Genomic DNA, 25,704 nt, shown 5'->3' with positions numbered 1-25,704 from the left:
CCATGCAAGAATCGCAGCACGCGGTGAGCAGAGCCACACCGCGTAGGCAGGTGTCGAGGGCATCCGGTTCGCCGGACGACCACCTGACCGCCGACCGGTGACGCCGGTCGTCGCACCACCACCAACGCCCGTCCGGGTCGGGCGCTCCCGAAGAATCCCGTTGGCGCCGGCGGCCGTCCCTGCAGGACGTCCCTCGGGCCACGTGCCGGGCCGTACGCGGATCCGGTCTCGCCCAAGGAGATCAGTGGCATGAATGTGTGGAGAAGGCTGTCCGGTCGACGCCGGGCCGTCGCGCTGGCCGGCGCAAGCGCGCTGGTCGCGGGCGGTTTGGTGACGCTACCGGTGACCGCGGCGCACGCGGCGACGCAGTGCGACGTGGCCTACACGACCAACGACTGGCAGGGCGGATTCACCGCCAACGTCACCATCAGGAACGTCGGCGACGCGCTCAGCAACTGGACGCTCGGCTTCACGTTCCCCGACGCCAACCAGCGTCTCGTTCAGGGCTGGTCGGCCCGGTGGAGCCAGTCGGGCCGCAACGTGACCGCGCAGAACGAGTCGTGGAACGGCAACCTGGCCACCGGCGCCAGCACCAGCATCGGCTTCAACGGCTCGTGGAGCGGCAGCAACCCCAAGCCCACCTCGTTCACCGTCAACGGGGTGACCTGCAACGGCGGCACGCCGCCGACCAGTACGCCGCCGACCAGTACGCCGCCGACCAGCACCCCGCCGACCAGTACGCCGCCGACCAGCACTCCGCCGACCAGTACGCCGCCGACCAGCCCGCCGCCGCCCGGCACCAGGGTGGACAACCCGTATCTGAACGCCCAGGGCTACGTGAACCCGGAGTGGAAGGCCAAGGCCGAGTCGGTCGCCGGTGGTAGCCGGGTGTCGAACACCCCGACCGCCGTCTGGATCGACCGGATCGCGGCGATCGAGGGTACCGACAACAGCCAGTCCAACGGTCCGATGGGGATCCGGGACCACCTGGACGAGGCGTTGGAGCAGGGCGCCGACTACATCCAGTTCGTCATCTACAACCTGCCCGGCCGCGACTGCGCGGCGCTCGCCTCCAACGGTGAGCTGCAGGCGGACGAGCTGCCGAAGTACAAGGCCGAGTACATCGACCCGATCGCGGCGATCCAGGGTGACGCGAAGTACCGCAACATCAGGATCATCAACGTCATCGAGGTCGACTCGCTGCCGAACCTGGTGACCAACACCTCCGGCAACCCGGGTGGCACCGTCATGTGCGACACGGTCAAGGCCAACGGCGCGTACGTGCAGGGTGTCGGCTACGCCCTGGCCAAGCTGGGCGCGTTCTCGAACGTGTACAACTACATCGACGCCGCTCACCACGGCTGGATCGGCTGGGACAGCAACTTCACCCCGACCGCCCAGATCCTGAAGGAGGCCGCGACGGCCTCTGGCAGCACCGTCAACCACGTGCACGGCTTCATCGTCAACACCGCGAACTACTCGGCGACCATCGAGCCGTACGTGAAGATCACCGACTCGGTGAACGGCCAGACGGTGCGGCAGTCCGACTGGATCGACTGGAACCAGTACAACGACGAGCAGAGCTTCGCTCAGGCGTTCCGCCAGGAACTGGTCGGGCAGGGCTTCCCCAGCGGTATCGGCATGCTGATCGACACCTCCCGTAACGGCTGGGGCGGCCCCAACCGGCCCACCGCTGCCGGCCCGACGACCAACGTGAACACCTACGTGGAGGGTGGCCGCGTCGACCGCCGCATCCACCCTGGCAACTGGTGCAACCAGTCCGGTGCGGGTCTGGGCGAGCGGCCGAAGGCCGCGCCGGCTTCGGGCATCGACGCGTACGTCTGGATCAAGCCCCCGGGCGAGTCGGACGGCTCCAGCAGCGAGATCCCGAACAACGACGGCAAGGGCTTCGACCGGATGTGCGACCCGACCTACACCGGTAACGACCGCAACGGCAACAGCATGAGCGGTGCCCTGCCGGACGCCCCGATCTCGGGTGCCTGGTTCCCGGCGCAGTTCGCCCAGCTGATGCAGAACGCCTACCCGCCGCTGTCCTGACGGACACAGGCATACCCGCCGCTGTCCTGACGGACACAGGCATACCCGCCGCTGTCCTGACGGACACAGGCATACCCGCCGCTGTCCTGACGGACACAGGCATACCCGCCGCCGACAGTAGGTGAGGCGCTGCGGCGGCAGGTCACCCGGGCCCCTGGTCCGACCGCACCGGTCGGACCAGGGGCCCCTCGCGCCGCCTGCGCCACGGTTGCCGTCACCCGCTCGGCGCCGGTGGTATGCCGCAACCGGCTACCGCCGCCGCGGCGGGGGCGCACCGTGGCGCGGGCGGATCAGGGAACCGTCTTCTCGATCGCCGTGCGGCCGGTCTCGTCCAACTCGCGCCGGGCCCGCTCGATGTTCTCGGCGGTGAGGTCCTGCCCCCGGGCCATCACCAGGTCCTCCGGCTCCCAGGGCTGCTCCGCACCGGTGCGGATGTTGTCCCCGCCGGCACCGGTGCCGGTGCCCGTCGCGCCGGTCCCGGCGGCGTACGGATCGGCGATGATGTCGTCGGTCGGCCCGCTTCCGGTCGGATCATCCGGTTCGGCGAACGTCGGATTGTCCCGGTCGGGACCGCCCCCGGTCATCAGCTGAGGGACGGTGCTGTCGTCGTCGACCGCCGCGGCCGCCTCGGGGCGCTCCTCCAGCGGTCGTTGCCGATCACGATCCGTCATCGCTGCTGCCCTCCTGTCCGCGGCGCTCTCCGGCCCTGTTGGGCGTACCCGCCTCGTCGGTGGCCATGCCTGCGGCGGTACGCCGAAGGCGGGTGCCCCCGGATCCGGGGGCACCCGCCTTCGGATGAAACGTCGTGGTGCGGGGCTGCGACGAGTCAGCGGCCGAGCACCCGGTCGAGGAAGTCCCGGTACTCGCGTACCGCCACCCGCAGCTGCTCGGTGTCGGACGAGCCGGCCTCCTGCCAGCCGCCGAGCTTGTTGCGGTGCTCGGCCAGCGCGGCCGAGAGCGCCTCCATGGCCTCCTCCACCAGCGACTGTGCCTCGCCGGCAGCTGCCCGGGGGTCGTCCACGAAGCGCAGTTGGACGTCGCGCCAGCGGTCCCGGAAGCCCTGTGCGGTCGTGTCGTCGAACAGGGACGCTGCCCCGGCTGGGGCCGCCGCCTCGGGGCTGGCCGTGGCCTCGCCCGAGGTCTGCGTGTCGGGGTCGACCATCGTGGGTGTGGCACTGCCGTAGCCGGCCCCGCCCGCCGCCGCCGTGTCGTCGTCCGCCGTCGTCAGTGGGGAGCCGTCGTCCGTCGCCCGGTCCACGTCGACGGGATCGTCGGTCAGCCGGTCGTCCGCCGTGTCGTCGACGGCCGAAGCCTCGACGTCGTTGTCGTCGAGGTCATCGTCGTCGCCGGTCCGGTTGAACTCGGCCGTCGGGTCCGCCCGCCGTCCCTCCCGTTCCCCGTCGACCGCGCCGTCACCAGGCCGGGCGGTGTCCTCCTCGCGCGGGTCGCGCTCGTCCTCGGGGCGCGGACTGGCCAGTGCGGACGCGGCGACCGCGCCACCGACCGTGGTCGCGCCGAAGGCGGTTGGCACCGGACCCGGCTCGTGGAACTCGGCCCGCTCGCTGTCGGAGCCGGGACGGCCGTCCCAGGGGCGGCCCCGGTCGGCCTCCGACCGGTCGCGATCCGTCGGCTCGTCGACGGTGTCGACCCCGTCGTCAGTCGCCCGGTCGTCCTCAGTGTCCGGCACCGCCACCGGGGCGGAGCGTACGGTCTCCGGGTGGTCGTTGTTGAGCTGCTGCTCTTCCTGCCGCATGGTGATCTCCTCAGCGGTTGGTGGCGTCGTGGGCGGCGTCGGGGTGGCGCTGTTCCGGCGTCCCGGCAGCGACCGGCGGCTCGTCGCCGAGCAGGTCGCTGAAGAGAGCGCGGTAGTGGACGACGGCCTGGCGGAGATCCTCGGTGCTGGCCTCGCCCCGGGAGTTGCGCAGATGGATCTCGTGCGCGTCGCGGTAGTGACCCAGCGTGCGCGCGTGTTCGACGGAGAGATGGGCGATCTGGTCGTCGAACTCACCGGTGGGGTATCCGCGTTCGGCGATGAGCCGGCTGACCAGTTCGTCGGCCTGTCCGACGGTCTCGGCAGGGGAGTCGACGAAACGTACCTGGAGCTCCTCCCACGCCTCGGTGTACCGGGCACGGGACTCGGGCGTGAGCGGGACCAGTTCGAGTTCGGCGTGCCGGCGTTCCCGGTCCCGCAACTCGCGCTCGGCGGCGCTGCGGCTGTCCTGCTCGGCGACGACGTGGTCGTACTCGGGGCCGAAACGCTGCCGGAGCGCCCGGCGGCGGCCGGCCACGACGACGGCGGCGGCGATGGCGGCGACCACCAGGATGACGAGGACGATGACGATTATCTGCGTGGGCGACATGGCTCCTCCTTCGCCTGCAGGTATTCCCGCCACGCACTGATCGCCAATCCCGTTTCGGAGCACTTTCCTGGCCCGACCTGGCTGCCGGCGGGGCGGAAACCGACAGGCGGTTCGTCGCCGGGACGTTCGGCAACGTACCGGTCGTCTCGACGGACGGTAGTGCGACCGGCGCGGATTACGTATCCTGCCCAAGGCGCCCGAGCCGGCGTCCCGGCGGGACAACCGGGGTGCGCCCCGGCGACGGCGCTGCCCGGCTGTGCCGGAGCCCTTCCAGCCACCCTTCCGGGCGAGGTCCGATTGAACACCCGCGACTGGCCGATCCGCTCGAAACTGACCGCGTTGGTCGTCGTGCCGGTGACCGCGCTGCTGGCACTGTGGATCTTCGCGACCACGCTCACTTTCGGGCCGGCGCTCGACCTGCTCGCCGCCCGTACTCTCCTGTACGACCTCGGCCGGCCGGGTGAGACCGTGGTGGCCGAGCTGCAACGGGAACGACGGCTCTCCGTGGTCCATCTCGCCTCGCCGCGCACCGAGTGTGGACAGCCGCCGGCCAACTGCGTGCTACCGGCCCTGGTGGAACAACGGGCCCGCACCGACGCGGCAATCGCCGAGTTGCGTCGGCGGGTCAGTGGGGAGCAGTTGCGGGACGCCGCCGGAGAGCTGCTCGAAGCTCGGCTCGATCGCTTCATCGGCGAGCTGGACGCGTTGCCGGCCGGGCGCGGCTTCATCGATCGTCGGGATCTCGACCGCGCCGGTGCGGTCGGCCTCTACAGCGGAATGATCACCTCCGCCTTTCAGACCTTCACCGCCCTGGCCAACCTTCCGGACCACGACCTCAACCGTGAGGCGTTGGCGCTGACCAGCCTCGGTCGCTCGCGGGAACTGCTGGGCCAGACCGACGCGCTGCTGGCCGGTGTGTTGACGGCCGGCCGGTTCGCCGAGGGCGAGCACACCCTGCTCGTGCAGGGCATCGGTAATCAGCGGTTCCTGGCCGAGGCCGCGGTGGCCGACCTGCCCGAGGCGGACCGGACCGCGTACCAGCGGCTGACCGAGCAGGAGGCGTTCGGTCGGCTGCGGGCGATGCAGGACGACATCGTGACCGCGGATCCGTCGGACCGGCTGCGACTCGACCCGCAGGTGTGGCAGACGAGCTACGACACGGTGCAGCAGTCGCTGCGAGATTTCGAACTGACCCAGGCGGACGGACTGGCCGACCGGTCCGTGCCGATGGCGGTAGGAACCATGGTGCGGCTGGCCGCCGCCGGACTGCTCGGCCTGATCGCCGTCGTGCTCTCGCTGGTGGTGGCGGTCCGGGTCGGCCGCTCCCTCGCGCAACGGTTGACCCGGGTACGCGGCACCCTCGCCGACGCTGAACGGCGCCTGCCGGACGTGGTGGACCGGCTGCGCAAGGGCGAGCAGGTCGACCTGGCGCGGGAGGCGTCGGTGGCCGATCAGGGTGCCGACGAGATCGGCCAGGTCGCGCAGGCGTTCACCGAGGTGCACCGGGTCGCCATCCGTTCGGCCATGGTCGAGGTGAGCCTCCGGCACGGCCTCAACGACGTCTTCCTGAACATCGCCCGGCGCAGCCAGGGGCTCGTGCACCGCCAGTTGGCCCTGCTCGACCGGCTGGAGCGCGATGCGGAGGCCCCCGATCACCTGGCCGAGCTGTTCCGCGTCGACCACCTCGCCACCCGGCTGCGGCGGCACGCGGAGGACCTGGTCATCCTCGCCGGTGCCGCACCGGGACGGGGTTGGCGTAACCCGGTGGCCATGGTGGACCTGATCCGTGGGGCGATCTCCGAGGTCGAGTCGTACGACCGGGTCGACATCACCACCGTGCAGCCCGCCGGCACGGTCGGCCGGGTGGTAGGGGACATCATCCACCTGCTCGCCGAGCTGATCGAGAACGCCACCACGTTCTCACCGCCCGATTCCCGGGTCGAGGTCTCCGGTGCGCATGTGGCCCATGGCTACGCCCTCTCCGTCACCGACGAGGGTCTCGGCATGAGCGAGGCGGCCATCGACGAGGCGAACCGGAAGCTGGCCCGGTCGCCGGAGTTCGATCCCGGCGAGACCGCCCGGCTGGGGCTGTTCGTGGTGGCGCGACTGGCCGCCCGGCACGACGTCCGGGTGCGGTTGCGTCGGTCAGAGGGCACCGGTCTCACCGCTGTGGTGCTCATCCCGACCGAGCTGATCACCGAGGAACCGTCGCCGTTGCCCGGCCCGGAGGCGCTGGCCGGCGACGACCCGGGTGCCACGCCGGAGCAGCGGAGGCTGGTCCGGGCGACTCGGCTGACCACGGTGCCCCGGCCGCGAACCCGCACCGTCGACCGCGGCACGGCGGTATCGTCCGGCGGCCCGGCCTCCCGCGCTCCGACGTCCGGCGCGGCTGTCCGCGCTCCGGGCGGACGCTCGACGGTCGGGCCGGCGGAGGCCGACGGCCTGCCCCGCCGGATCCGTCGACGCGCCGCCGCCGCCGACCCGTCAGACCCGTCGACCGCGCCTGGCACCGAGCCTGGCACCGTCCCGTCCGATACCGAGGCGGCTCCCGCCGGCCCGCGCACCGCCCGGACCGGGACGGAACCACCACGAGCACCGACGCGGCCACCCGGGGCCGACTCAGCCGGACCTGGTCCCGGGTCAGCCCCCGCCCACCCGGATGCACGCCGTGGGCTGGATGCGCCCACGATCCAGCTGCCGGCGATGACCGCGCCGCCCGCCCGGACGGCCGCGATCGACGGTCCGACCGTCCGACAACCGGTGGTGGCAGCCCGGCCGCACCGAGATCCGACGCCCCGAAGCCCGGAGGAGGCACGCCGGGTCATGTCGGCGCTGCAGACGGGCACCGCCCGGGGCCGGCGGGACGCCGCCCGTAGCTCGAACCCGGAACCGGGCGGACCGCCACCACCCGAGAACGCGACCGACCGGGCAGTGCCGCCCCCAGCGGAGCCGAACCACCAGTCCGGCGCAGCTGCCGTGGGCCGGACCGGCGAGGCCGGGTCATCGGTGGAGGTTCCCGACCGGACCGGGACGGACCCGGCGGGCCAAGACCGGACCACCGCACCGCCCGGCTCTCCGCCGGGCGCCACACCGGCGTCGGTGGATTCCCCGACCGCGACTGAGAGGGACGCCTGATGCAATCGACGAGGCAGAACGCAGATCTCGACTGGTTGCTGGACGATCTGCTGGAGCGGGTACCGACCGCGCGGCACGCGGTGGTGCTGTCGGCGGACGGACTCCTGCTGGGCTCCTCCGCCGGCATGGACGCCGCCGACGCGGAGCATCTCTGCGCGCTGGCGTCCGGCCTGTCCAGTCTCGCCCGGGGCGCGAGCCGGCACCTCACCGGTGGACCGGTCCGGCAGACCGTGGTGGAGATGGAGTCCGCGTACCTCTTCGTCACCGCGGCGGGGCAGGGCGCGTGCCTGGCGGTCGCCAGCGACGCCGACGCGGACATCGGTCTGGTGGCGTACGAGATGGCGATGCTGGTGACCCGGGTGGGCGAGAACCTGCAAGCGCCGGCCCGAGCGTCGGTGGGTGCCACCGATGCGGACTGACTTACCCGAGCATCGACACGAGTGGCTCGACGACGAGGCGGGGCCGGTGGTGCGGCCGTACACCCTCACCGGTGGGCGCGTCCGTCCCAGCACGGACGGGTTCGACCTGGTCGCGTACGTGCTGGCGAAGCCGGACCCGGACCTCGCCGCCTACCCGGAGCTGTATCCGGAGCACCGACTGCTGGTGGAGTTGGCAGGTCGCGGCACCCCCGTCGTGGAACTCGCCGCGGACCTGGACCTGGCGGTCGGCGTGGTCCGGGTGCTGCTTGGTGATCTGCTGTCCCGGGGACTGGTCGCCGTACACCAGCCACCGCGCGCCACCTACCTACCCGACAACGACATCCTCAAGGCGGTGGTCGATGGACTCCGTGCGTTATAACGGCGATCAGCGGGGACATCGGGTGCCCATCGCGCTGAAGATCCTCATCGCCGGCGGCTTCGGCGCCGGCAAGACAACGCTGGTGAGCGCGTTGAGTGAGGTCCAGCCGTTGCAGACCGAGGAGATCCTGACGGGCGCGGGCGTCGACACCGACGACGTCTCCGGGGTGGAGGCCAAGTCGACCACCACGGTGGCGATGGATTTCGGGCGGATCACCATCAACGACGACCTCCAGCTGTACCTCTTCGGTACCCCGGGACAGGACCGGTTCTGGTTCCTCTGGGACGAACTGGCGTTCGGTGCGCTCGGTGCGGTGGTGCTCGCCGACACCCGGCGGCTGGCCGACTGCTTCCCCTCGATCGACTATTTCGAGCAGCGGGGCATCCCGTTCGTGGTGGGGGTGAACTGCTTCGAGGACTCCCGTCGGTTCAGTCTGGAGGCCGTGCGTAGGGCGCTGGATCTGGACCCGGAGGTGCCGATGGTGCTCTGCGACGCCCGGGACCGGCAGTCCGGCAAGACCGTGCTGATCTCCCTCGTCGAGCACGTCGCCCGGCATCGGGGCGAGCCGGTGCCGACGGCCTGAGTTGACCGGCCGGAGGGCGGTCCGGGTGGCCACGGGTGGCCGGATCGCGGCGGGGAGGTCTAATCCGCCGGTGCCGGGGGAAGGCTTCTGAGATGGTTCGACGGAAACGAGCGGAGGGCGGCAGCCGGTGGCAGGTCGAGGCGAGATCGTTCACATCGGCGGGTACACCGCGCCCAGCGGAGGACGCGGCACCGGCATCGTCGCCGCGCGGCGGGAGCCGCGCACCGGCGAGCTGACGTCGCTGGGCACCGTCGCGGTCACCCCGTCGCCCTCCTTCCTCGCCCGCCACCCGGCGCGGCCCGTGCTGTACGCGGTCAACGAGCTGCCCGACGGCCAGATCAGCGCGTGGCAGGTCGGGGCCGACGGTGACCTGTCGTCCATCGGCACGTGGCCCACCGGCGGGGCGGAGCCGTGCCACCTGGCGGTCGCGCCCGACGGTGGGCACCTGTTCGTCGCGAACTACGGTGGCGGCAGCGTGACGGTCTTCCCGCTCGATGCGGACGGAGTGCCCGGCGAACGCACCGACGTGGTGGAGCACCAGGGGCACGGGGCCGACCCCGACCGCCAGGAGCGTGCGCACGCTCACATGGTCTCGCCGGGCCCGGGTGGGTCGCCCTTGCTGGTGGTCGATCTGGGCACCGACTCGATCTACCGGTACGACCTTGACGGTGCCAGCGGGCGACTGGTGCCACGAGCGCCCCGGGTGCGAACCGCGGCCGGGGTGGGTCCTCGGCACCTGGTCCGGCACCCCGACGGGCAGCGCTGCTACGTCTCCGGTGAGCTGGATGGTTCGGTGCTGGCCTACGAGCTGAGCGACGGGGCGCTGCACCAGCAGGGTCGGATCGACGCCAGCGACCGGGGTGGGCATGTGCAGCCGTCCGAGATCGGAATCGGTCCGGACGGCCGCTTCCTCTACGTCGCCAACCGGGGGGTCGGCACGGTGACCGTCTTCGCTCTTGGTGCGGGCCTGCCGGAAATCGTGGCCGAGGTGGAGACCGGTGGCGAGTGGCCCCGCCACTTCGCGCTCATCGGGGAACACCTCTACGTCGCCGACGAACGGGCGGACATGGTGCGCACTTTCCGGGTGGAGCCGGCCACGGGTGTGCCGGTGGCCGTCGGAGAGCCGTTGCCGATCGCGAGCCCGACTTGCGTTCTGCCCTGATCGTGGGCCTGAGACATAGATGCATCCACATTGCGACGCTGACCCATCACTCAAAGTGACGGAATCGGGGTAAACTGTTTCTCCTCTGTAACTTTCGTCCGAACGGCCATGGCAGTAGAACGGTCGGATACGCAAGATGGTCTGCGTGTCAGCAGGCCGCCATCGCATGCGTTCAAGTATTCACGGTGCCGCCGCCGCAGCAGCGGTCGGCGTACTCGTCGTCACCGCTGGTGGGTGGGTCGGCTATCGCCAACTCGCCGGCCAGGACTGCTCGGGCAAGATCGAGCTGTCCGTCGCGGTGGCGAGCGAGCTCGCCCCGGCGGTCGACCAGGCGGCCTCCGAATGGGAGGAGAAGGGCGCCGCGGTCGATGGCACGTGCATCGATGTGACAGTCGCCGCCTCCGACCCGGTCGAGGTGGCTGCGGTGGTGGCGGCCAAGCACGGCGCCATCCTGGCCGGGGTGGGGCAGGCCAGCGGCACGGCGGTCAGCCCGGACGTCTGGATCCCGGACTCCTCGACCTGGCTGCTGCGACTCAAGACCGGAGGCGCGGCGGCCTTCGAGCCCGGCAACGGCTCCTCCATCGCCAGCAGCCCGGTGGTGGTCGCCATGCCGGAGCCGATCGCCACCCGGCTGGGCTGGCCGCAGCAGGAACTCGGCTGGACGCAGCTGCTCTCCCGGCTCAACAGTGACCGGCCGCTGAAGACGGGCATCGTCGAGCCGACCCGGGACGCCGCCGGCCTGTCCGGCCTGCTGTCGTTGATGACGGCCGCGGCGTCGACCGGTGGCGAGACCGCCGAGCAGGAGCGCGTCGGCGCGTTGCGCGCGTTGGCCTCGGGTGCCTCGGCGCTGCGCCAGGACCTGCTGGCCAAGTTCCCGACGGCCACCGACGCCACCACCCTGGCCAGCGCCCTCGGTGCGGCGGCGCTGTCCGAGGAGGACGTCATCGAGTACAACGCCCGGAAGCCTCCGGTGCCGTTGGCGGCGCTCTACCTGAAGCCTGCGCCGTTGCCGCTGGACTACCCGTACGCGGTGCTGCCCGGGATCGAGCCGGCCAAGGCGTCGGCTGCGGGGGTGCTGTTCGAGGCGCTGACCACGACGTCGTTCAAGGACAAGCTGGCCGCGCAGTCGTTGCGCGCGCCGGACGGCAACTGGGGCACCGGTTTCAACGCGCCGCAGGGCGCGCCGAGCCCGGCCGGCGGGGACGCCTCCATCGCACCTCCGGCGCAGGGCGGCATCGCCGCCGGTGGGCTGGCGCCGGACGCGGTGGAGCGGGCGGTCTCCAGTTGGTCCATCGCCACGCTGTCCGGCCGGATGCTCTGCATCATCGACGTCTCCGGCTCGATGAAGAACGAGGTGCCGACGGCCAACGGGGCGACCCGACAGCAGGTCACCACGGAGGCGGCCCGACGGGGGCTGAACCTGTTCGACGACTCCTGGTCGATCGGCCTGTGGGTCTTCTCGACCAACCTGGTGGGCTCGCGGGACCACCGGGAACTGGTGCCGATCGCGCCACTGTCGCGGCAGCGCAGCGAGTTGGAGCGGGGCCTGGACCGGGTCGTCTCGTCGAGCGGTGACACCGGCTTGTACGACACGCTGCTGGCCGCCTACAAGGACGTCCAGGCGAACTGGGAACCGGGCAAGGTCAACTCGATCGTGCTGTTCACCGACGGCAAGAACGAGGACGCCGACGGCATCTCCCAGAAGGCCCTGCTCGCCGAGTTGAAGCGGATCAAGGATCCGGACCAGCCGATCCAGGTGATCATCATCGGTATCGGCACCGAGGTCAGCAAGTCGGAGCTGGACACCATCGCCAAGAGCGCCGGTGGCGGCGCGTTCGTCGCCACCGACCCCACCAAGATCGGTGACATCTTCCTCCGGGCGATCGCGCTGCGGAAGGCACCCGCCTGACCTGAGACACCCCGAAAGGGACCTGTGGTACCGGTTTCGCCGGTACCACAGGCCCCTTTCTTGTTGTCCTACGCCTTGGAAACTGACGGCAATACGTCGGAAGCAATTGGTAGTCATGGTTGTCAGGGCAGGATGTCGTCGTGCATCGGCAGACCCGGCCCACCCGGCCAGGCCCGTGCCGTCGGCGAGCGAAGTGGGAGGGCTGGTGACCTCGGCGACGCTGTTGACTCCGGTCAGATCGTCATCGCGACCGCACGACCACCCGTCACCGGGGCGACCGGTGCGCACCGACCAGCGGGCGTACGTCCGCACCCTGGTCGTGCTGGACACCGCCGTGCTGGCGGTGGCGGTGCTGGTGGGATACGCGGTCCGGTTCGGTGAGGCCGCGCCCCGCGGCCCGGTGCCGTACGTCCTGGTGGCCCCGGCGCTCGTCCTGGCCTGGCTGGTCTCACTGAAGGCGCTGCGCTGCTACGACGACCGGGTGGTGGGCTACGGCGCGGACGAGTACCGACGGGTCAGCATGGCGAGTCTGCGGCTGGCCGGCGCCACCGCGATCGCGGGTTACGTCGCCGACGTCGGTGTCTCCCGAGGTTTCCTGGCCATCACCTTCGCGGTGGGCACGATCGGTCTGGAGGTGGCCCGGTTCGCTGCCCGTAAGCGCCTGCACCGTGCCCGGTCGCAGGGGTCAGGCTGGTCACGGCGGGTGCTGGTGGTCGGTGACACAGCCCACGTGCTGGAGTTGGTGCACACGCTGCGCCGTGAGCCGTACGCCGGCTACCAGGTCGTCGGCGCCTGCATTCCGGACGCCCTGCTCGCCCCGGTCGCCCAGCGGCTCGGCGACGTGCCGGTGGTCGGCTCGTTCCGGGCCATCCCGGAGGCCGCCGCCGCGATCGGCGCGGACACGGTCGCCGTCACCGCCTGCGGGGAGCTCACCGCCACCCGGCTGCGTCGGCTCGGCTGGCAACTGGAGGGCACCGGCATCGACCTGGTGCTGGCTCCGGCGCTGACCGATGTGGCTGGCCCGCGCATCCACACCCGGCCCGTCGCCGGCCTGCCGCTGATCCACGTGGAGGCCCCCGAGTTCCGTGGCGTCCGCAAACTGGTCAAGGGGTTCGTCGACCGGTCGATGTCGCTGATCGCGCTGGCCCTGCTGCTGCCGCTGCTGGCGGTCATCGCGTTGGCCGTGAAACTGGACAGCCGGGGGCCGGTGCTGTTCCGGCAGACCCGGGTCGGGCAGGGTGGCCAGGAGTTCGGGGTCTTCAAGTTCCGCACCATGGTAATCAACGCGGACGTGCTGCTGGCGGAGTTGGCCGCCCGCAACGAGACCGACGGCCTGCTGTTCAAGATGCGGGACGACCCCCGGGTGACCCGGGTCGGCCGGTTGTTGCGCAAGTGGTCGCTGGACGAGCTGCCGCAACTGGTAAACGTCCTGCTGGGGCAGATGAGCCTGGTCGGTCCCCGGCCACCGCTGCCCTCCGAGGTCGCCCGTTACGACGGCGACGTCGCCCGCCGGTTGCTGGTCAAACCGGGAATGACCGGCCTCTGGCAGGTCAGCGGACGGTCCGATCTGAGTTGGGAGGACGGCATCCGACTCGATCTCTACTACGTGGAGAACTGGTCACTCGCCGCCGACCTGACGATCCTGTGGAAGACGGTCGGCGCGGTGGTCAACAGCCGCGGCGCGTACTGACTCGGCGGGAGGGGTCTACGGCTGCGGGCCGAGCCAGTCCAGGCAGACCACGACGGCGTCGTCGGTGAGATCACCGGCAACGAACGCCCGTAGGTCGCCGAGCAGGGAGCGAACCGCGTCCAGTGCCGTCATCGGTGCGGTCCGGCGCAACATCCGGTCCAGCGCCGTCTGGCCGTACCGCTCCGCGCTCCCGGCCGCCTCGATCACCCCGTCGCTGATCATGAACAGTCGGTCCCCGCGCTGAAGCTGGACGAACTGCTCGCGGTAGTTGGTCCCCTCGAACATGCCGAGCGGGAACTGCTCCTCCAGCGGCTGAATGCTGACCTCCCCGTCGCGCAGCAGGACGAGCCGGGGCGAGCCGGCGTCGACGGCCGTGAGCAGCCCGGAGCGCAGGTCGAGTTCGAGCAACAGGGTCGCCAGGTACTGCTCGCCCCGGTGCAGGTCGTAGACGGCCTGGTCGGCCAGGGCGGCCTGGTCGGCCAGGGGAATGCCGGCCCGGCGGGCGTTTCGCAACGCACAGGTGGCGAGGGTGGTGAGCATCGACGCGGCGACCCCCTCACCCATCCCGTTGATGGTGGCGAGCCAGACCTGCCGACCATCGTCGGACCAGTCGAAGCTGTCGCCACGCACCGCGTACGCCGGCTCCAGCTGACCGGCGAGGCTGAAGGAGGGACGGAGCCGGCTGCGCCCCGGCAGCAGCTCCCACTGCACCTCGGCGGCGAGGGTGAGGCGGCGGCTGCGCCGGGCCACGCGGTAGACGTCCGTGCCGGCGTCGACGGCGGCCAGCTCGTGCGCCAGCGCGGTGGCGACCTCCGCCAGCTCGGCCAGTCGGGCGTCGGTGACCGGCATCACCCGGAGTACGCCCCGCCGTTCCCCCCGCATGCTCACCGGCAGGTACCCGACGCCGTCGGCGTGGGTCGGGCTCTGGTGGTCGAAGCAGCGCCACGCCGGGTGGCCGGGCGTCGTCACCGCCTCCCCACCGCCCAGCGGCAGCAGCGCCGCGAGCCGGTAGTCGACCTGGAGGAGTTCCGTGTCGGCGATGCCGTACTCCTGCTCGAACAGCTCCCCGACGCGCGTCACGAGGAGGTCCACGGGGGCGGCGGTGATGGCCGCACGGCCCTTGTCGACCGGCTCGGTCATGGTCTCTCCTTGATCACAAGCCCATCCGCCGACGGAATCGGGGTACGCTCAGGCGCACCATGGCGGAACTGCATGGTCCACCGGGACCCGAGATGAGTATGGCTGCCGAGCTGGACACCGCGGCAGGTGCCCTGCTGACGGTCTGGGACGGTGCGCGGGAGCGGGCAGCCAACCGCATCTCCACCGCCCAGCTTCGCGCCGTCATGCTCGTCGAACGGCACGACGGGATCAACCTGCGTCGCCTCGCCACCGGCCTGGACATGCTGCTCTCCTCGGCCAGTCGACTCTGCGACCGGCTGGTGGCCGCCGGGATGCTGGAGCGTGAGCCGGGTCGTGCCGATCGGCGGGAGATCTCGCTGCATCTGACCGCCGAGGCCCGCCGGTTGCTGGCCGAGCTGCGCGACGACCGTCGTCAGCACCTGGCGGCGATCCTGGCCGACATGGCTCCCGAGGCCCGGGAGGCGCTGCTGCGCGGGCTGCGCGCTTTCGACGAGGCCGCTCGCGCGCGGGTCGTCCGACAGGTGTCGCCGCTGGTGCCGCAGGCCGAGGAACCACGGGTGGAACAGACGGAAGGCCGGGATGCCGTCGAGGCGGCGTCGCGTGGCTGGGCGGCGGGGGACGCCTCCGTCTTCCGGACGGCCTGACCAGGCCCACCAGACGGGGCCGCACCGCATCGGGCACCGGTGGCGTACCACCGTCGGTGGTGCCGCCCAGCCGGATGGCCGTCGGATCAGTCCTCGGCCGAGCCGATCGCCAGCATCGCGATGTCGTCGTGTCGGTGTCCGGCACACCACGTGTCGACCTCGTGCAGCACGAGGTCGACAAGCGTGGCCGGGGGCAGCCCGACGCCGGCCGCCAGCGCCCGGCGTAGCCGCCGTTCACCGAAGATCTCTGTGCCGCGTGGGCCGCCCCGGGCCTCAGCGACCCCGTCGGTACGGGTGAACAGCAACTCACCGGGGCGCAGCCGGACGTCGGCGGTGGCGAACCGGGCGTCGGGCAGCGCGCCGACCGGCATTCCGCCCACCCGAATCGCGGTCACCGTGCCGTTGGCGCGGATCACGAGGGGCGCCGGGTGCCCGCCACCGGCGATCCGTACCCGCAGCCCACCCTCGGGTCCGACGCGTACGGCACCCAGCAGCAGGGTGGTGAACTGGCCGCGCCGGGCCGCGTCCGGAGTGTCGAGGAGCGCCTGGTCGAGCAGTCGGAGAAGCTCCCGCGGTTGCTGCTCGACCAGACGTAGGGTCTGCAACGACTGGCGTACCCGGCCGGTGAGCACCGCCGCACCGACGCCTTTGCCGCAGACGTCCCCGACGGCGAACAGCGCACCGTCGCCGGTCGGCAACACATCGTAGAAGTCGCCCCCGATGCGCAGGCTGTCCCCGGCCGCGCGGTAGCCGCCGGCCATGCTCATCCCGGTCACCGTGGGCAGCCTCGGCGGCAGCAGGCTGTCCTGGAGCACCTGAGCGAGGTGACTCTGTGCGTCGTGCAGCTGGGCGGTGGCCAGTGCGGCACCAGCCCGGGCGGCGAGCTCCCGGACCAGCTCGACGTCGCGGCGGTCGAAGCCGGCCCGCTCAGCTCGGCGGAGCAGCACCAGGGCACCGGCCGTCCGACCGGCGCCGGGCATCGGACTGACCAACAGGGTCGCGGGCGCATCGAGATCCGCCGGGAGCAACGGGTCGAGTCTCTGCGGCCCGAGAGTCGGCCAGGGGCGCGGATCGGTGGTCTCGCCGTCGAGGGCCTCGACGAGACCGGGTACGGCAGCGACCACGTCCCAGTCGGCCGTGCCGGTGATCGGCGCGGTGTCGTCAGCGGCGTACCGGACCCAGTGCGGCCGGTACTCGGTCGGCGTGGCTGGCAGGTGCACCACCAGGGCCAGATCGGCCAGATAGGGCACGGGCAGGGTGGCAACGGCGTGCAGCGCCTGGTCACGCTCCAGTGCCAGGCCCAGCCGACGACCGGCGCGGGCCAGGAATTGGGTACGCCGACGCTCGACCAGCAGCTCCGTCACCCGGCTGTGCTCGTCGGTGACGTCCCGCACGTACCAGGCGGACCGGTTGCCGCCCAGGGCGCGGCGGACCCCCCGCAGCCGCCGACCGTGGTGCTCACCCTCGAAGTCATCCCCATTCGAGGCGCTCGCGGCCGCCAGCGCCGGCACCGGACAGCCGGCCAGGTCGGTTCCGACGACGATGTCCGGCAGCAACCGCCCGGCCATCGTGTTGACCAACACCACAAGCCCGGCGGCGTCGGTGGTCAGCACCGCCTCGTCGAGCCCGTCGAGCAGCTCACGGGCGAGATCGGTGTCCACCGGAGGTGTGGTGTGCGGTGCCTCGGTGGCGGCACGGCCCGACCGCCCGTCGTCGGCCCATTCGCCGGCCGCACCGGCGAAGGCGCCCTGCCGGGTGCTGGTCACCGGCGGCCACCGGGCGTCGGGCGCTGTCGACCAGTACGCATTCCGGTGGTGCACTCCTCGGGGTGACGGTTGGTTGCCTGGGGGCAAGCGTACCGAGCGGTTCCCGAGGGGCTCCTGTGGAGAGCATCAGAGCCGGGCCAACCATCCGCCGGGGCGGGCGATGATTCGGCGTACCACCGATCCGGCCGCTCCCACCGCGGCGGCCGTGGCACCGAGGGTGGCCGGTCGGACGGTGACCGGTGACCAGGCCGCGGTGAGCACCCGGCGTTCGATCTCGGCGAGTACGGGTGGCCGGAGCCAGCCGGTGAGCGGGGCGTAGCCGCCGCCGAGCACCACCGTGTCGAGGTCCAGCAGGTTGACCACGCTCGCCACGGTGACCCCGATCGCGGTGCCGGCCTCGGCCAGGGCGCGCAGCACGGCGGGGTGCTCGGCGGTGGCGAGCTGGGTCAGCCGGGTCGACGCCCGGTCGGCCGGCAGGTCCGCCCCGGCCAGGCCGGCGGCGGACAGGATCGCCTCCTGCCCGGCGTAGAGCTCCAGACAGCCACGGCCGCCGCAGCGGCAGGGTGGCCCGTCCGGGCGGACCGGAATGTGCCCGATCTCGCCGCTCCAACCACGGGCACCTCGGAACAGCGCGCCGTCCAGGACGATGCCCGCGCCGATGCCGACCTCGCCGGAGATGTGCAGGAAGCTGCCCGGTGCGGCACCGGCGTGCAGTTCGCCCAACGCCGCGAGGTTCGCCTCGTTGTCCACCACCAGGGGCGGCACCCCGTCGACTGTCTCGGTCAGCGGGGGATGGTCGGCCAGCAGCTCCGGCACCGGCACGTCCCGCCAGCCCAGGTTGGGTGCGAGGCGGACCCGACCGGCGTCGTCGACCAGACCGGGCACGCCCAGGGCCGCACCGGCCAGGGTCAGGCCCTGGGCGTTGGCGTCGGCGCGAGCCCGGCCGGCCAGCTCGGCGAGCCGGCCGAGCGCGTCGGCCGGGGAGACGGGTCGCAGGTCGGCCCGATGTACCGTGTGGTGCCGTACCTGACCGGCAAGGTCGACGACGCACGCGGCCAGATAGTCGACGTTGATCTCCAGCCCCAGACCGGCGGGACCGTCGCCGGCCAACATCAGACCGCGGGCCGGACGCCCGGCGCCGGCCCGGGGCGTCGGCTCCGCCTCGCTGACGAGGCGGCCGGCGACCAGATCCTCCACCACGGCCGAGACGGTGGCCCGGGTGAGGCCGGTGTCGGCGGCCAGCGCGGCCCGCGACGGGGGGCGACGGGCGGCGGCGATGCGGCCGAGCACCAGGGCGAGATTCAGCTCACGCAGGCTGCCCTGCCGCACCGCGCCGGCCGGGGCTGCGGGTGGCTTCACCCCTTGACACTGCCACATCACAGTCATTTAATTCAACCACTGAACAAATAGCGGATGACACCACCGGAGGTCTGCCATGGCACCCCGTCCCACCCCTGCCGACAAGTTCTCCTTCGGGCTCTGGACGGTCGGCTGGCAGGGCCGAGACCCGTTCGGCCACGCCACCCGAGACGCGCTGGACCCGGTGGAGTCGGTGCACCGACTCGCCGAGCTGGGCGCGTACGGTGTCACCTTCCACGACGACGACCTGGTGCCGTTCGGCGCGGACGCCGCCACCCGGGACGCCCAGATCGCGCGGTTCCGCAAGGCGCTCGACGAGACCGGCCTAGTGGTGCCGATGGTCACCACCGACCTGTTCCAGCAGCCGGTCTTCAAGGACGGCGGCTTCACCAGCAACGACCGCGATGTTCGGCGGTACGCGTTGCGCAAGGTGCTGCGCAACGTCGATCTCGCCGCTGAGCTGGGCGCGAAGACCTTCGTCATGTGGGGCGGCCGGGAGGGCGGCGAGTACGACGTCGCCAAGGACGTCCAGGCCGCGCTGGAGCGCTACCGCGAGGCGGTGGACCTGCTCTGCCAGTACGTCATCGACCGCGGTTACGACCTGCGCTTCGCGCTGGAGCCGAAGCCCAACGAGCCGCGTGGCGACATCCTGCTGCCCACCGTCGGGCACGCCCTGGCGTTCATCTCGACCCTGGCCCACCCGGAGCGGGTCGGGCTGAACCCGGAGGTCGGGCACGAGCAGATGGCCGGGCTGAACTTCGTCCACGGCATCGCCCAGGCGCTCTGGCAGGGCAAGCTGTTCCACATCGACCTCAACGGTCAGCGGGGCGTCAAGTACGACCAGGACCTGGTCTTCGGCCACGGCGACCTGCTCAACGCGTTCGCGCTGGTCGACCTGCTGGAGCACGGCGGCACGGCCGGCGGCCCCGGCTACGACGGCCCCCGCCACTTCGACTACAAGCCCTCCCGCACCGAGGACATCGACGGGGTCTGGGCGTCGGCGGCCGCGAACATGAGCACCTACCTGCTGCTCAAGGAGCGGGCCGCGGCGTTCCGGGCCGACCCGGAGGTGGCCGAGGCGCTGACCGCGAGCAAGGTCGCCGAACTGGGCGTGCCGACCCTCGGCGACGGCGAGGGCTACGCCGAACTGCTCGCCGACACCAGCGCGTTCGAGGAGTTCGACGTCGACGCGGTGGCCGCCAAGGGCTTCGGCTTCGTCCGGTTGAACCAGCTCGCCGTCGAGCACCTGCTCGGCGCACGCTGAGGCGGCCGGCATGCCGCTCGTCGCCGGGGTGGACTCCTCCACCCAGTCGTGCAAGGTGGTCGTCCGGGACGCGGAGACCGGTGCCCTGGTCCGGCAGGGCCGGGCACCGCACCCGGACGGCACCGAGGTCGACCCCTCGGCCTGGTGGTCGGCCCTCCGGACGGCGATCGACGCCGCCGGTGGGCTCACCGACGTCGCCGCGGTCTCCGTGGCGGGTCAACAGCACGGCATGGTCTGCCTCGACGAGTCCGGCGAGGTGGTCCGGCCGGCGCTGCTGTGGAACGACACCCGGTCCGCCGGTGCCGCGGCGGAGCTGATCCAGGAGGCGGGCGAGGGGCAGGCCGGGCGCCGGTTCTGGGCTGACGCGGTGGGCAGCGTGCCGGTGGCCAGCTTCACCGTCACCAAGCTGCGCTGGCTGTCCCGTAACGAGCCGGCCAACGCCGACCGGGTGGCGGCGGTCTGCCTGCCGCACGACTGGCTGACCTGGCGGCTGGCCGGTGCGCCCGGGCTGGATGCGCTGCGTACCGACCGCAGCGACGCCAGCGGCACCGGCTACTGGTCCCCGGCCAGCGGCGAGTACCGGCCGGACCTGCTGGAACGGGCGCTCGGCCGCGCGGTGCGGGTGCCGACGGTGCTCGGCCCCGCCGAGGCCGCCGGCCGGCTGGCTCCGGCGGCGCTGTCCGGTGCCGTGGCCGCCACCGGCCCGAGCGAGACGCTGCTCGGGCCGGGCGCGGGCGACAACGCCGCCGCCGGCTTCGGCGTCGGCGCGCGTCCCGGCGACGTGGTGGTGTCGATCGGTACCTCCGGCACGGTCTTCAGCGTCGCGGACACTGCGGCGGCCGACCCGAGCGGTATCGTCGCCGGCTTCGCCGACGTGACCGGCCGGTTCCTGCCGCTGGTCTGCACGCTGAACGCGGCCCGGGTGCTGGACGCCGCCGCGGCGATGCTGCGGGTCAGTCTGGACGAGCTGGCCGACCTGGCGTTGTCCGCGCCGCCCGGCGCGGACGGGCTGGTCATGGTGCCGTACCTGGAGGGTGAGCGCACTCCGAACCTGCCGGACGCCACCGGGGCGGTGCACGGGCTGACCCTGCGCACCTCGACTCCGGCGCACCTGGCCCGGGCCGCCGTGGAGGGGATGCTCTGCGCCCTTGCCGACGGGCTCGACGCGCTCGCCGCCCAGGGCGCGACCGTACGCCGGGTGATCCTGGTCGGCGGCGGTGCCCGCTCGGCGGCGGTGCGTCGCATCGCGGCGCAGGTCTTCGGCTGCCCGGTGGTGGTCCCACCGCCCGGTGAGTACGTCGCCGACGGTGCCGCCCGGCAGGCCGCGTGGTTGGCTCTGGGCACGGGGGAACCGCCGTCCTGGACACCGTCCGGCACCGAGGAGCACGCCGCCGAACCGGTGCCCGGCATCCGGGAGCGCTACGCGCAGGCCCGGGAACGCCATCTGGACCGGTTGTCCCAGGGGTGATCACGCCGTTCCCGGGTCGGGTGGTGTCCGCGTGACGAGGAGCCACCCGATCCGGGACCGAGCACGATCTCGGCCGCGCTGAAGGGTGGCCCGGTGATCGGCTCGTTATCCCGCCCTGGTTGGCTGCCCGCATGACCTTGACCACGGGCGCACCCGCACGGGTGTGGGGCAGCAGCGCGCCGCGTCGGCTCTACAGCGTCGTGGTCTTCGTGCTGCTCGCCTCGCTGGACAACGTGGCGATCGGTCTGGTGCCCCCGCTGTACGGTGCGATCGCCGAGTCCTTCGACGTGCCGCAACGGCTGCTCGGCCTGGTCACCGCGATCAGCTTCCTGGTCAGCGCGGTGGCGGCGGTCGGTTGGGCGTACTTCGGCGACCGTACCAACCGCAAGCCGTTGCTGATGATCGGCACACTGCTGTGGGCGGCCGGTACCGGCGGCAGCGCACTGGCCGGGAACTACCCCACCTTCCTGACCGCGCAACTGCTCGCCGCAGTGGGTCTGGGCGCGGTCGGGTCGGTCGGTTACTCGGTGGTCACCGATCTGATCACGCCTCGTCGTCGGGGCCTGGTGATGAGCTTCTGGGGGCTCTCCCAGGGGGTCGGCACGGTGGCCGGCGGCCTCGTCGGCGGGCTGCTCGGCGCGACCGACTGGCGGCGGCCGTTCCTGGTGCTCACCGTGGTCGGTCTGGTCGCCACGGCGGCCTACCTGTTCACGTACGACATCCGGCGCGGTCAGAGCGAGCCGGCACTGGCCGCCGCGCTCGCCGCCGGTGACGAATACGACTACCGGATCAGCCGGGCCGACCTGCCGGTCATCCTGGGCCGGCGGACCAACCGGTGGCTCATCCTCCAGGGACTCACCGCGCAGGCCGCCTTCGGCTCGCTGGTCTGGCTGCCGGTGCTCTTCCGTGAGCGGGCCGAGGAGCAGGGGTACACCGCGGCGACCGCCATCGTGGTGGGCGCCGTCTTCGCCGCGCTGTTCCAGCTCGGTGGGGTGTTCTCCATCGTCGGCGGGCTGGTCGGCGACGCGCTGCAACGGCGTACGCCCTCGGGCCGGGCGTTGGTCGCCTCCGTCGGCATCTTCGCGGCGCTCCCGTTCTACCTGGTGTTGTTCTTCGTGCCGATCCGCATCGAGGTGCCCGACGGGGCCGGCACCGGCGCGGTCGTCGGTGCGGTGCTGGGCAGCGTGTTCAGCGAGCCGACGGTCGGGTTGAGTCTGCTGGCCGCGTTGCTGGCCCTGGCGCTCACCTCGGCGAACTCGCCGAACTGGTTCGCGTTGATCGCCGACGTCAACCCGCCGGAGAACCGGGGCACCGTCTACAGCCTCGGCAACCTGGTCAACGGGGTGGGGCGGGCGGCCGGCAACGGCCTGGTCGGGGTGGCGTTCCACGGGCTGCGGGTGGCCTTCCCGCCGCCGCTGAACTACGCCGTCGGGCTGGCCGCCTTCCAGCTCTTCTTCATCCCCACCGGTGTCATGTACTGGCTCGCCGCCCGCACCTCACCGAAGGACATCGCCGACGTCCGGCAGCTGCTGCACACCCGCGTTCAGAAGGATCCGGGTGCGGAACCCCCGCCCAGCGGCGATTCCGCACCCGACTCGCTGGCTAAACCTTGACCCAGACGGTCACGTCGGTGGGCACCGATCCGTCCTCGTTCAGCGGGGCGCTGCTGTGCACCACCTCGCCCGCGGGCACCGGGGCGGCGGCGGCACCGAAGTTGGTGGACACCACCAGGTCGCCGTTGCGGAAGGTCAACACCTCGTCGGCGGAGGAGAGCCACTCCAGGGTGCCCCGACCGAGTCCGTACGCGCGGCGCAGCTGCAACGCCTCCCGGTACAGCTCGTACGTCGAGCCGGGCACCCCGCGCTGACGGTCCAGGGCGTACTCGGCCCAGACCGGCGGCTGCGGCAGCCAGCTCGCGTCGGTGGGCCCGAAGCCGTACGAGGGCGCGTCGGCCTCCCACGGGATCGGCACCCGGCACCCGTCGCGGCCCCGCTGGGTGTGCCCGCTGCGTTCCCAGGTCGGGTCCTGCCGTGCTGCGTCGGGCAGGGTGGTGTGCTCCGGCAACCCGAGTTCCTCACCCTGGTAGAGGTAGGCCGAGCCGGGCAGGGCCAGCATCAGCAGGGTGGCCGCCCGGGCCCGACGCAGCCCGGTGGCGGCGTCCGGCTGCTCGTCGCCGATCCCGATGCCGTTCGGTCGGGGCGCACCGATCGGCAGCCCGAGCCGGGAGGCGTGTCGCACCACGTCGTGGTTGGAGAGCACCCAGGTGGTGGGCGCGCCGACCGCGTCGGTGGCCTCCAGCGATCGCGTGATCACCGCGTACTGGGCGGGGGCCGTCCAGGAGGCGAGCAGGTACTCGAAGTTGAACGCCTGGTGCATCTCGTCGGGACGTACGTAGCGGGCCAACCGCTCCGCCGGCTCCACCCACGCCTCGGCCACCAGGATCCGCTCGCCGGGGTAGCCGTCCAGCAGCCGTCGCCAGTCGCGGTAGACCTCGTGCACGCCGTCCTGGTCCCACATCGGCGGGCGGGGCTTGTCCGCCTCCTGCCCGGAGAGGATCTCCTGCGGATCCTGCCAGTCGGCCAGATCGGCCTGCTTGACCAGACCGTGCGCCACATCGACCCGGAAGCCGTCCACGCCCCGGTCCAACCAGAACCGCAGCACGTCCAGGAACTCGGTGCGGACCTCGGGATTGTCCCAGTTCAGGTCGGGCTGGGCGGTGTCGAACAGGTGCAGGTACCACTGGCCGTCCGGCACCCGGGTCCAGGCCGGGCCACCGAAGACGCTCTGCCAGTCGTTGGGCGGCTCCGCGCCGCCCGGTCCGCGACCCTCGCGGAAGATGTACCGTCCCCGCTCGGCACTGCCGGGACCGGCGGCCAGGGCGGCCTGGAACCAGGCGTGGGCCGAGGAGGTGTGATTGGGCACCAGGTCGACGATCACCCGCAATCCGTTGGCGTGGGCCTTCGCGATCAGGTCGTCGGCGTCGGCGAGGGTGCCGAACAGCGGCTCGACGTCCCGGTAGTCGGCCACGTCGTAGCCGGCGTCGGCCTGCGGGGACGGATAGAACGGGGAGAGCCAGACCGCGTCGACACCCAACTCCGCCAGATGGTCGAGGCGGGCGGTGATCCCGGGCAGGTCGCCGATCCCGTCGCCACCCGAGTCGGCGAACGAGCGGGGGTAGATCTGGTAGATCACCGCCTCCGTCCACCATCCGGTCGGTGGGGTCTGCTGCGTCGCGTCGTGGTTCAGGGCGTACTCCCATGGTCGAGCCGTCCAGACCGGCCGGCCGGACGGCGTGCTGGCTGCCGTTCAGTGTGCCCGGGCGGGCGCGGTCGAATCACGCACGACCAGCCGAGTGTTCAGGATCACCGAGGAATCCTGTTTGATCATGTTGGCGTCGTCGGGCCGTCCGCAGAGCGGATCGAGCAGCAACTGCGCGGCCAGTCGGCCCTGCTCCACGGCCGGCTGGGCGATGGTGCTCAGCCCCAGTACGCCGGAGAGGGCGTGGTCGTCGATGCCGATCACGCTGACATCCTGGGGAACGCGCAGCCCGGCGTCGCGCAGCGCGGTCAGCGCACCCATCGCCATCTCGTCGCAGGCGGCGAAGATGGCCGTCGGTGGGTCCCCCCGCCGGAGGAGTTCCTCGGTGGCCCGGGTGCCGCCGGCGATGTCGAAACTGGATTCCACGTCGAGACTCGGGTCCGGCTGCAACCCGGCCGCGCGCAACGCCTCCTGATGCCCGCGGCGCCGATCCAGGTGGGCGCTGAAGGCGAGTTCGTCGTCGGGATCACCGGAGATGTGCGCGATCCGCCGATGCCCGAGATCCAGCAGATGCCGGGTGGCGGTCCGCGCCGCCGCCACGTCGTCGATGCGTACGCAGGGCCAGCCGGGCACGGTGGTGCCGGAGCTGATGGTGACGCCGGGTAGGTCCAGCGCCGCCAACGCGGTCACGTCGGTGGCCCGTAGCGGAGTCGCGACCAGCATGATCGCATCCACCCGCTTGTGCAGGTGGGTGGCGTGCAGGACGCGTTGCCGATTCTGCTCCCGCCCACCCAGGTTGTGGAGCAGCAGGTCGTATCCGGCCCGGTGGAAGAAGTCCTCCGCCGCCTCGACGACCACGCCGAAGAACCACCGGGTGATCCGGGGAACCACCACCGCCACGGTGCCGGTCCGGCCGCCGGCCAGCCGCGAGGCGCTGGGCGACACCGCGTACTGCAACTGCTCGGCGGCGGCGAGCACCCGGCTGCGGGTCGCCGCCGACACGGTGGGCAGCCCGCGCAGCGCCCGGGAGACGGTGGCCGTGGAGACGCCGGCCAGCCGGGCGACGTCGTCGATCCTCGTCACGTGACACCCCGCTCACGTCCCCGCCTG

At 72.1% G+C, this 25,704-nt stretch carries 20 protein-coding genes; 12 read left to right on the top strand and 8 right to left on the bottom strand.

What is annotated here, in order from left to right:
- Positions 1-249: 249 nt before the first annotated feature.
- Positions 250-2,058, top strand: coding sequence for a glycoside hydrolase family 6 protein (locus KBX50_RS07275; RefSeq protein WP_210935734.1), 1,809 nt, complete (start codon positions 250-252; stop codon positions 2,056-2,058).
- 290 nt (positions 2,059-2,348) lie between these two features.
- Here the strand turns inward: KBX50_RS07275 and KBX50_RS07270 are convergent, their stop codons facing one another.
- From KBX50_RS07270 to KBX50_RS07260, 3 genes are all read right to left on the bottom strand, one after another.
- A complete protein-coding gene (locus KBX50_RS07270; protein WP_210935731.1) occupies positions 2,349-2,729 on the bottom strand; it encodes a hypothetical protein in 381 nt (126 codons plus the stop codon).
- A 155-nt stretch (positions 2,730-2,884) separates the two neighbouring features.
- Positions 2,885-3,811 carry a hypothetical protein gene (locus tag KBX50_RS07265; protein WP_210935730.1) on the bottom strand — a complete coding sequence of 309 codons (927 nt, stop codon included), beginning with the start codon at positions 3,809-3,811 and terminating at the stop codon, positions 2,885-2,887.
- Positions 3,812-3,821: 10 nt separating this feature from the next.
- A complete protein-coding gene (locus tag KBX50_RS07260; RefSeq protein WP_210935729.1) occupies positions 3,822-4,418 on the bottom strand; it encodes a hypothetical protein in 597 nt (198 codons plus the stop codon).
- 297 nt (positions 4,419-4,715) lie between these two features.
- Here KBX50_RS07260 and KBX50_RS07255 point away from each other — a divergent pair, with 297 nt between their 5' ends.
- The 7 genes from KBX50_RS07255 (at position 4,716) to KBX50_RS07225 (ending at position 13,695) form a co-directional block, all read left to right on the top strand.
- On the top strand, positions 4,716-7,553 hold the full coding sequence (locus KBX50_RS07255) for a nitrate- and nitrite sensing domain-containing protein (protein ID WP_210935727.1): 2,838 nt from the start codon (positions 4,716-4,718) through the stop codon (positions 7,551-7,553).
- Positions 7,553-7,972 (top strand): roadblock/LC7 domain-containing protein, encoded by a 420-nt coding sequence (locus KBX50_RS07250; protein ID WP_170863617.1) that lies wholly within the window; start codon positions 7,553-7,555, stop codon positions 7,970-7,972. Before KBX50_RS07255 ends, KBX50_RS07250 begins: the two co-directional genes overlap by 1 nt.
- On the top strand, positions 7,962-8,351 hold the full coding sequence (locus tag KBX50_RS07245) for a DUF742 domain-containing protein (RefSeq protein ID WP_210935725.1): 390 nt from the start codon (positions 7,962-7,964) through the stop codon (positions 8,349-8,351). Before KBX50_RS07250 ends, KBX50_RS07245 begins: the two co-directional genes overlap by 11 nt.
- Complete coding sequence (locus KBX50_RS07240; protein ID WP_210935723.1) at positions 8,332-8,934, top strand: ATP/GTP-binding protein; 603 nt, start codon at positions 8,332-8,334, stop codon at positions 8,932-8,934. Before KBX50_RS07245 ends, KBX50_RS07240 begins: the two co-directional genes overlap by 20 nt.
- Before the next feature lie 127 nt (positions 8,935-9,061).
- Entirely contained in the window at positions 9,062-10,096 is a 1,035-nt protein-coding gene (locus tag KBX50_RS07235; RefSeq protein WP_210935721.1) for a lactonase family protein, read from the top strand.
- 145 nt (positions 10,097-10,241) lie between these two features.
- Positions 10,242-12,005 (top strand): substrate-binding domain-containing protein, encoded by a 1,764-nt coding sequence (locus KBX50_RS07230; RefSeq protein WP_210935719.1) that lies wholly within the window; start codon positions 10,242-10,244, stop codon positions 12,003-12,005.
- 205 nt (positions 12,006-12,210) lie between these two features.
- Positions 12,211-13,695 carry a sugar transferase gene (locus KBX50_RS07225; protein WP_210935717.1) on the top strand — a complete coding sequence of 495 codons (1,485 nt, stop codon included), beginning with the start codon at positions 12,211-12,213 and terminating at the stop codon, positions 13,693-13,695.
- A 15-nt stretch (positions 13,696-13,710) separates the two neighbouring features.
- On the opposite strand, the gene KBX50_RS07220 is transcribed toward KBX50_RS07225, so the two are convergent.
- Positions 13,711-14,835 carry a PP2C family protein-serine/threonine phosphatase gene (locus KBX50_RS07220; RefSeq protein ID WP_210935716.1) on the bottom strand — a complete coding sequence of 375 codons (1,125 nt, stop codon included), beginning with the start codon at positions 14,833-14,835 and terminating at the stop codon, positions 13,711-13,713.
- A gap of 92 nt (positions 14,836-14,927) precedes the next feature.
- Between KBX50_RS07220 and KBX50_RS07215 the strand changes: the two genes are divergently transcribed.
- Positions 14,928-15,479 carry a MarR family winged helix-turn-helix transcriptional regulator gene (locus KBX50_RS07215; protein WP_247673289.1) on the top strand — a complete coding sequence of 184 codons (552 nt, stop codon included), beginning with the start codon at positions 14,928-14,930 and terminating at the stop codon, positions 15,477-15,479.
- An 86-nt stretch (positions 15,480-15,565) separates the two neighbouring features.
- Here the strand turns inward: KBX50_RS07215 and KBX50_RS07210 are convergent, their stop codons facing one another.
- Both KBX50_RS07210 and KBX50_RS07205 read right to left on the bottom strand, forming a co-directional pair.
- On the bottom strand, positions 15,566-17,245 hold the full coding sequence (locus KBX50_RS07210) for a PP2C family protein-serine/threonine phosphatase (protein WP_307870874.1): 1,680 nt from the start codon (positions 17,243-17,245) through the stop codon (positions 15,566-15,568).
- 126 nt (positions 17,246-17,371) lie between these two features.
- A complete protein-coding gene (locus KBX50_RS07205) occupies positions 17,372-18,631 on the bottom strand; it encodes an ROK family protein (protein ID WP_210935715.1) in 1,260 nt (419 codons plus the stop codon).
- Between the two features lie 49 nt (positions 18,632-18,680).
- Here KBX50_RS07205 and xylA point away from each other — a divergent pair, with 49 nt between their 5' ends.
- From xylA to KBX50_RS07190, 3 genes are all read left to right on the top strand, one after another.
- Positions 18,681-19,868, top strand: a complete 1,188-nt coding sequence (xylA, locus tag KBX50_RS07200) for a xylose isomerase (protein ID WP_210935714.1) — start codon at positions 18,681-18,683, stop codon at positions 19,866-19,868.
- 10 nt (positions 19,869-19,878) lie between these two features.
- A complete protein-coding gene (gene xylB, locus KBX50_RS07195) occupies positions 19,879-21,336 on the top strand; it encodes a xylulokinase (RefSeq protein ID WP_210935713.1) in 1,458 nt (485 codons plus the stop codon).
- A 131-nt stretch (positions 21,337-21,467) separates the two neighbouring features.
- Positions 21,468-22,949, top strand: coding sequence for an MFS transporter (locus KBX50_RS07190; protein WP_210935712.1), 1,482 nt, complete (start codon positions 21,468-21,470; stop codon positions 22,947-22,949).
- Here the strand turns inward: KBX50_RS07190 and KBX50_RS07185 are convergent.
- A complete protein-coding gene (locus KBX50_RS07185; protein WP_210935996.1) occupies positions 22,939-24,582 on the bottom strand; it encodes a glycoside hydrolase family 13 protein in 1,644 nt (547 codons plus the stop codon). The genes KBX50_RS07190 and KBX50_RS07185 overlap by 11 nt on opposite strands.
- A gap of 60 nt (positions 24,583-24,642) precedes the next feature.
- Positions 24,643-25,677 (bottom strand): LacI family DNA-binding transcriptional regulator, encoded by a 1,035-nt coding sequence (locus KBX50_RS07180; RefSeq protein WP_210935711.1) that lies wholly within the window; start codon positions 25,675-25,677, stop codon positions 24,643-24,645.
- Between the last annotated feature and the right edge of the window lie 27 nt (positions 25,678-25,704).

Origin of the sequence: Micromonospora sp. C51 (assembly GCF_018070435.1) — a bacterium.
Classification (GTDB): domain Bacteria; phylum Actinomycetota; class Actinomycetes; order Mycobacteriales; family Micromonosporaceae; genus Micromonospora; species Micromonospora sediminimaris.
This window is presented reverse-complemented; position numbering and strand designations above follow the sequence as displayed.

What these genes read in the sequence shown, in the direction of transcription:
- KBX50_RS07275 (WP_210935734.1), top strand. Translation starts at nt 250, where the DNA reads ATGAATGTGTGGAGAAGGCTGTCCGGTCGACGCCGGGCCGTCGCGCTG.
- KBX50_RS07270 (WP_210935731.1), bottom strand. Translation starts at nt 2,729, where the DNA reads ATGACGGATCGTGATCGGCAACGACCGCTGGAGGAGCGCCCCGAGGCG.
- KBX50_RS07265 (WP_210935730.1), bottom strand. Translation starts at nt 3,811, where the DNA reads ATGCGGCAGGAAGAGCAGCAGCTCAACAACGACCACCCGGAGACCGTA.
- KBX50_RS07260 (WP_210935729.1), bottom strand. Translation starts at nt 4,418, where the DNA reads ATGTCGCCCACGCAGATAATCGTCATCGTCCTCGTCATCCTGGTGGTC.
- KBX50_RS07250 (WP_170863617.1), top strand. Translation starts at nt 7,553, where the DNA reads ATGCAATCGACGAGGCAGAACGCAGATCTCGACTGGTTGCTGGACGAT.
- KBX50_RS07245 (WP_210935725.1), top strand. Translation starts at nt 7,962, where the DNA reads ATGCGGACTGACTTACCCGAGCATCGACACGAGTGGCTCGACGACGAG.
- KBX50_RS07240 (WP_210935723.1), top strand. Translation starts at nt 8,332, where the DNA reads ATGGACTCCGTGCGTTATAACGGCGATCAGCGGGGACATCGGGTGCCC.
- KBX50_RS07220 (WP_210935716.1), bottom strand. Translation starts at nt 14,835, where the DNA reads ATGACCGAGCCGGTCGACAAGGGCCGTGCGGCCATCACCGCCGCCCCC.
- KBX50_RS07215 (WP_247673289.1), top strand. Translation starts at nt 14,928, where the DNA reads ATGAGTATGGCTGCCGAGCTGGACACCGCGGCAGGTGCCCTGCTGACG.
- KBX50_RS07205 (WP_210935715.1), bottom strand. Translation starts at nt 18,631, where the DNA reads ATGACTGTGATGTGGCAGTGTCAAGGGGTGAAGCCACCCGCAGCCCCG.
- xylA (WP_210935714.1), top strand. Translation starts at nt 18,681, where the DNA reads ATGGCACCCCGTCCCACCCCTGCCGACAAGTTCTCCTTCGGGCTCTGG.
- xylB (WP_210935713.1), top strand. Translation starts at nt 19,879, where the DNA reads ATGCCGCTCGTCGCCGGGGTGGACTCCTCCACCCAGTCGTGCAAGGTG.
- KBX50_RS07190 (WP_210935712.1), top strand. Translation starts at nt 21,468, where the DNA reads ATGACCTTGACCACGGGCGCACCCGCACGGGTGTGGGGCAGCAGCGCG.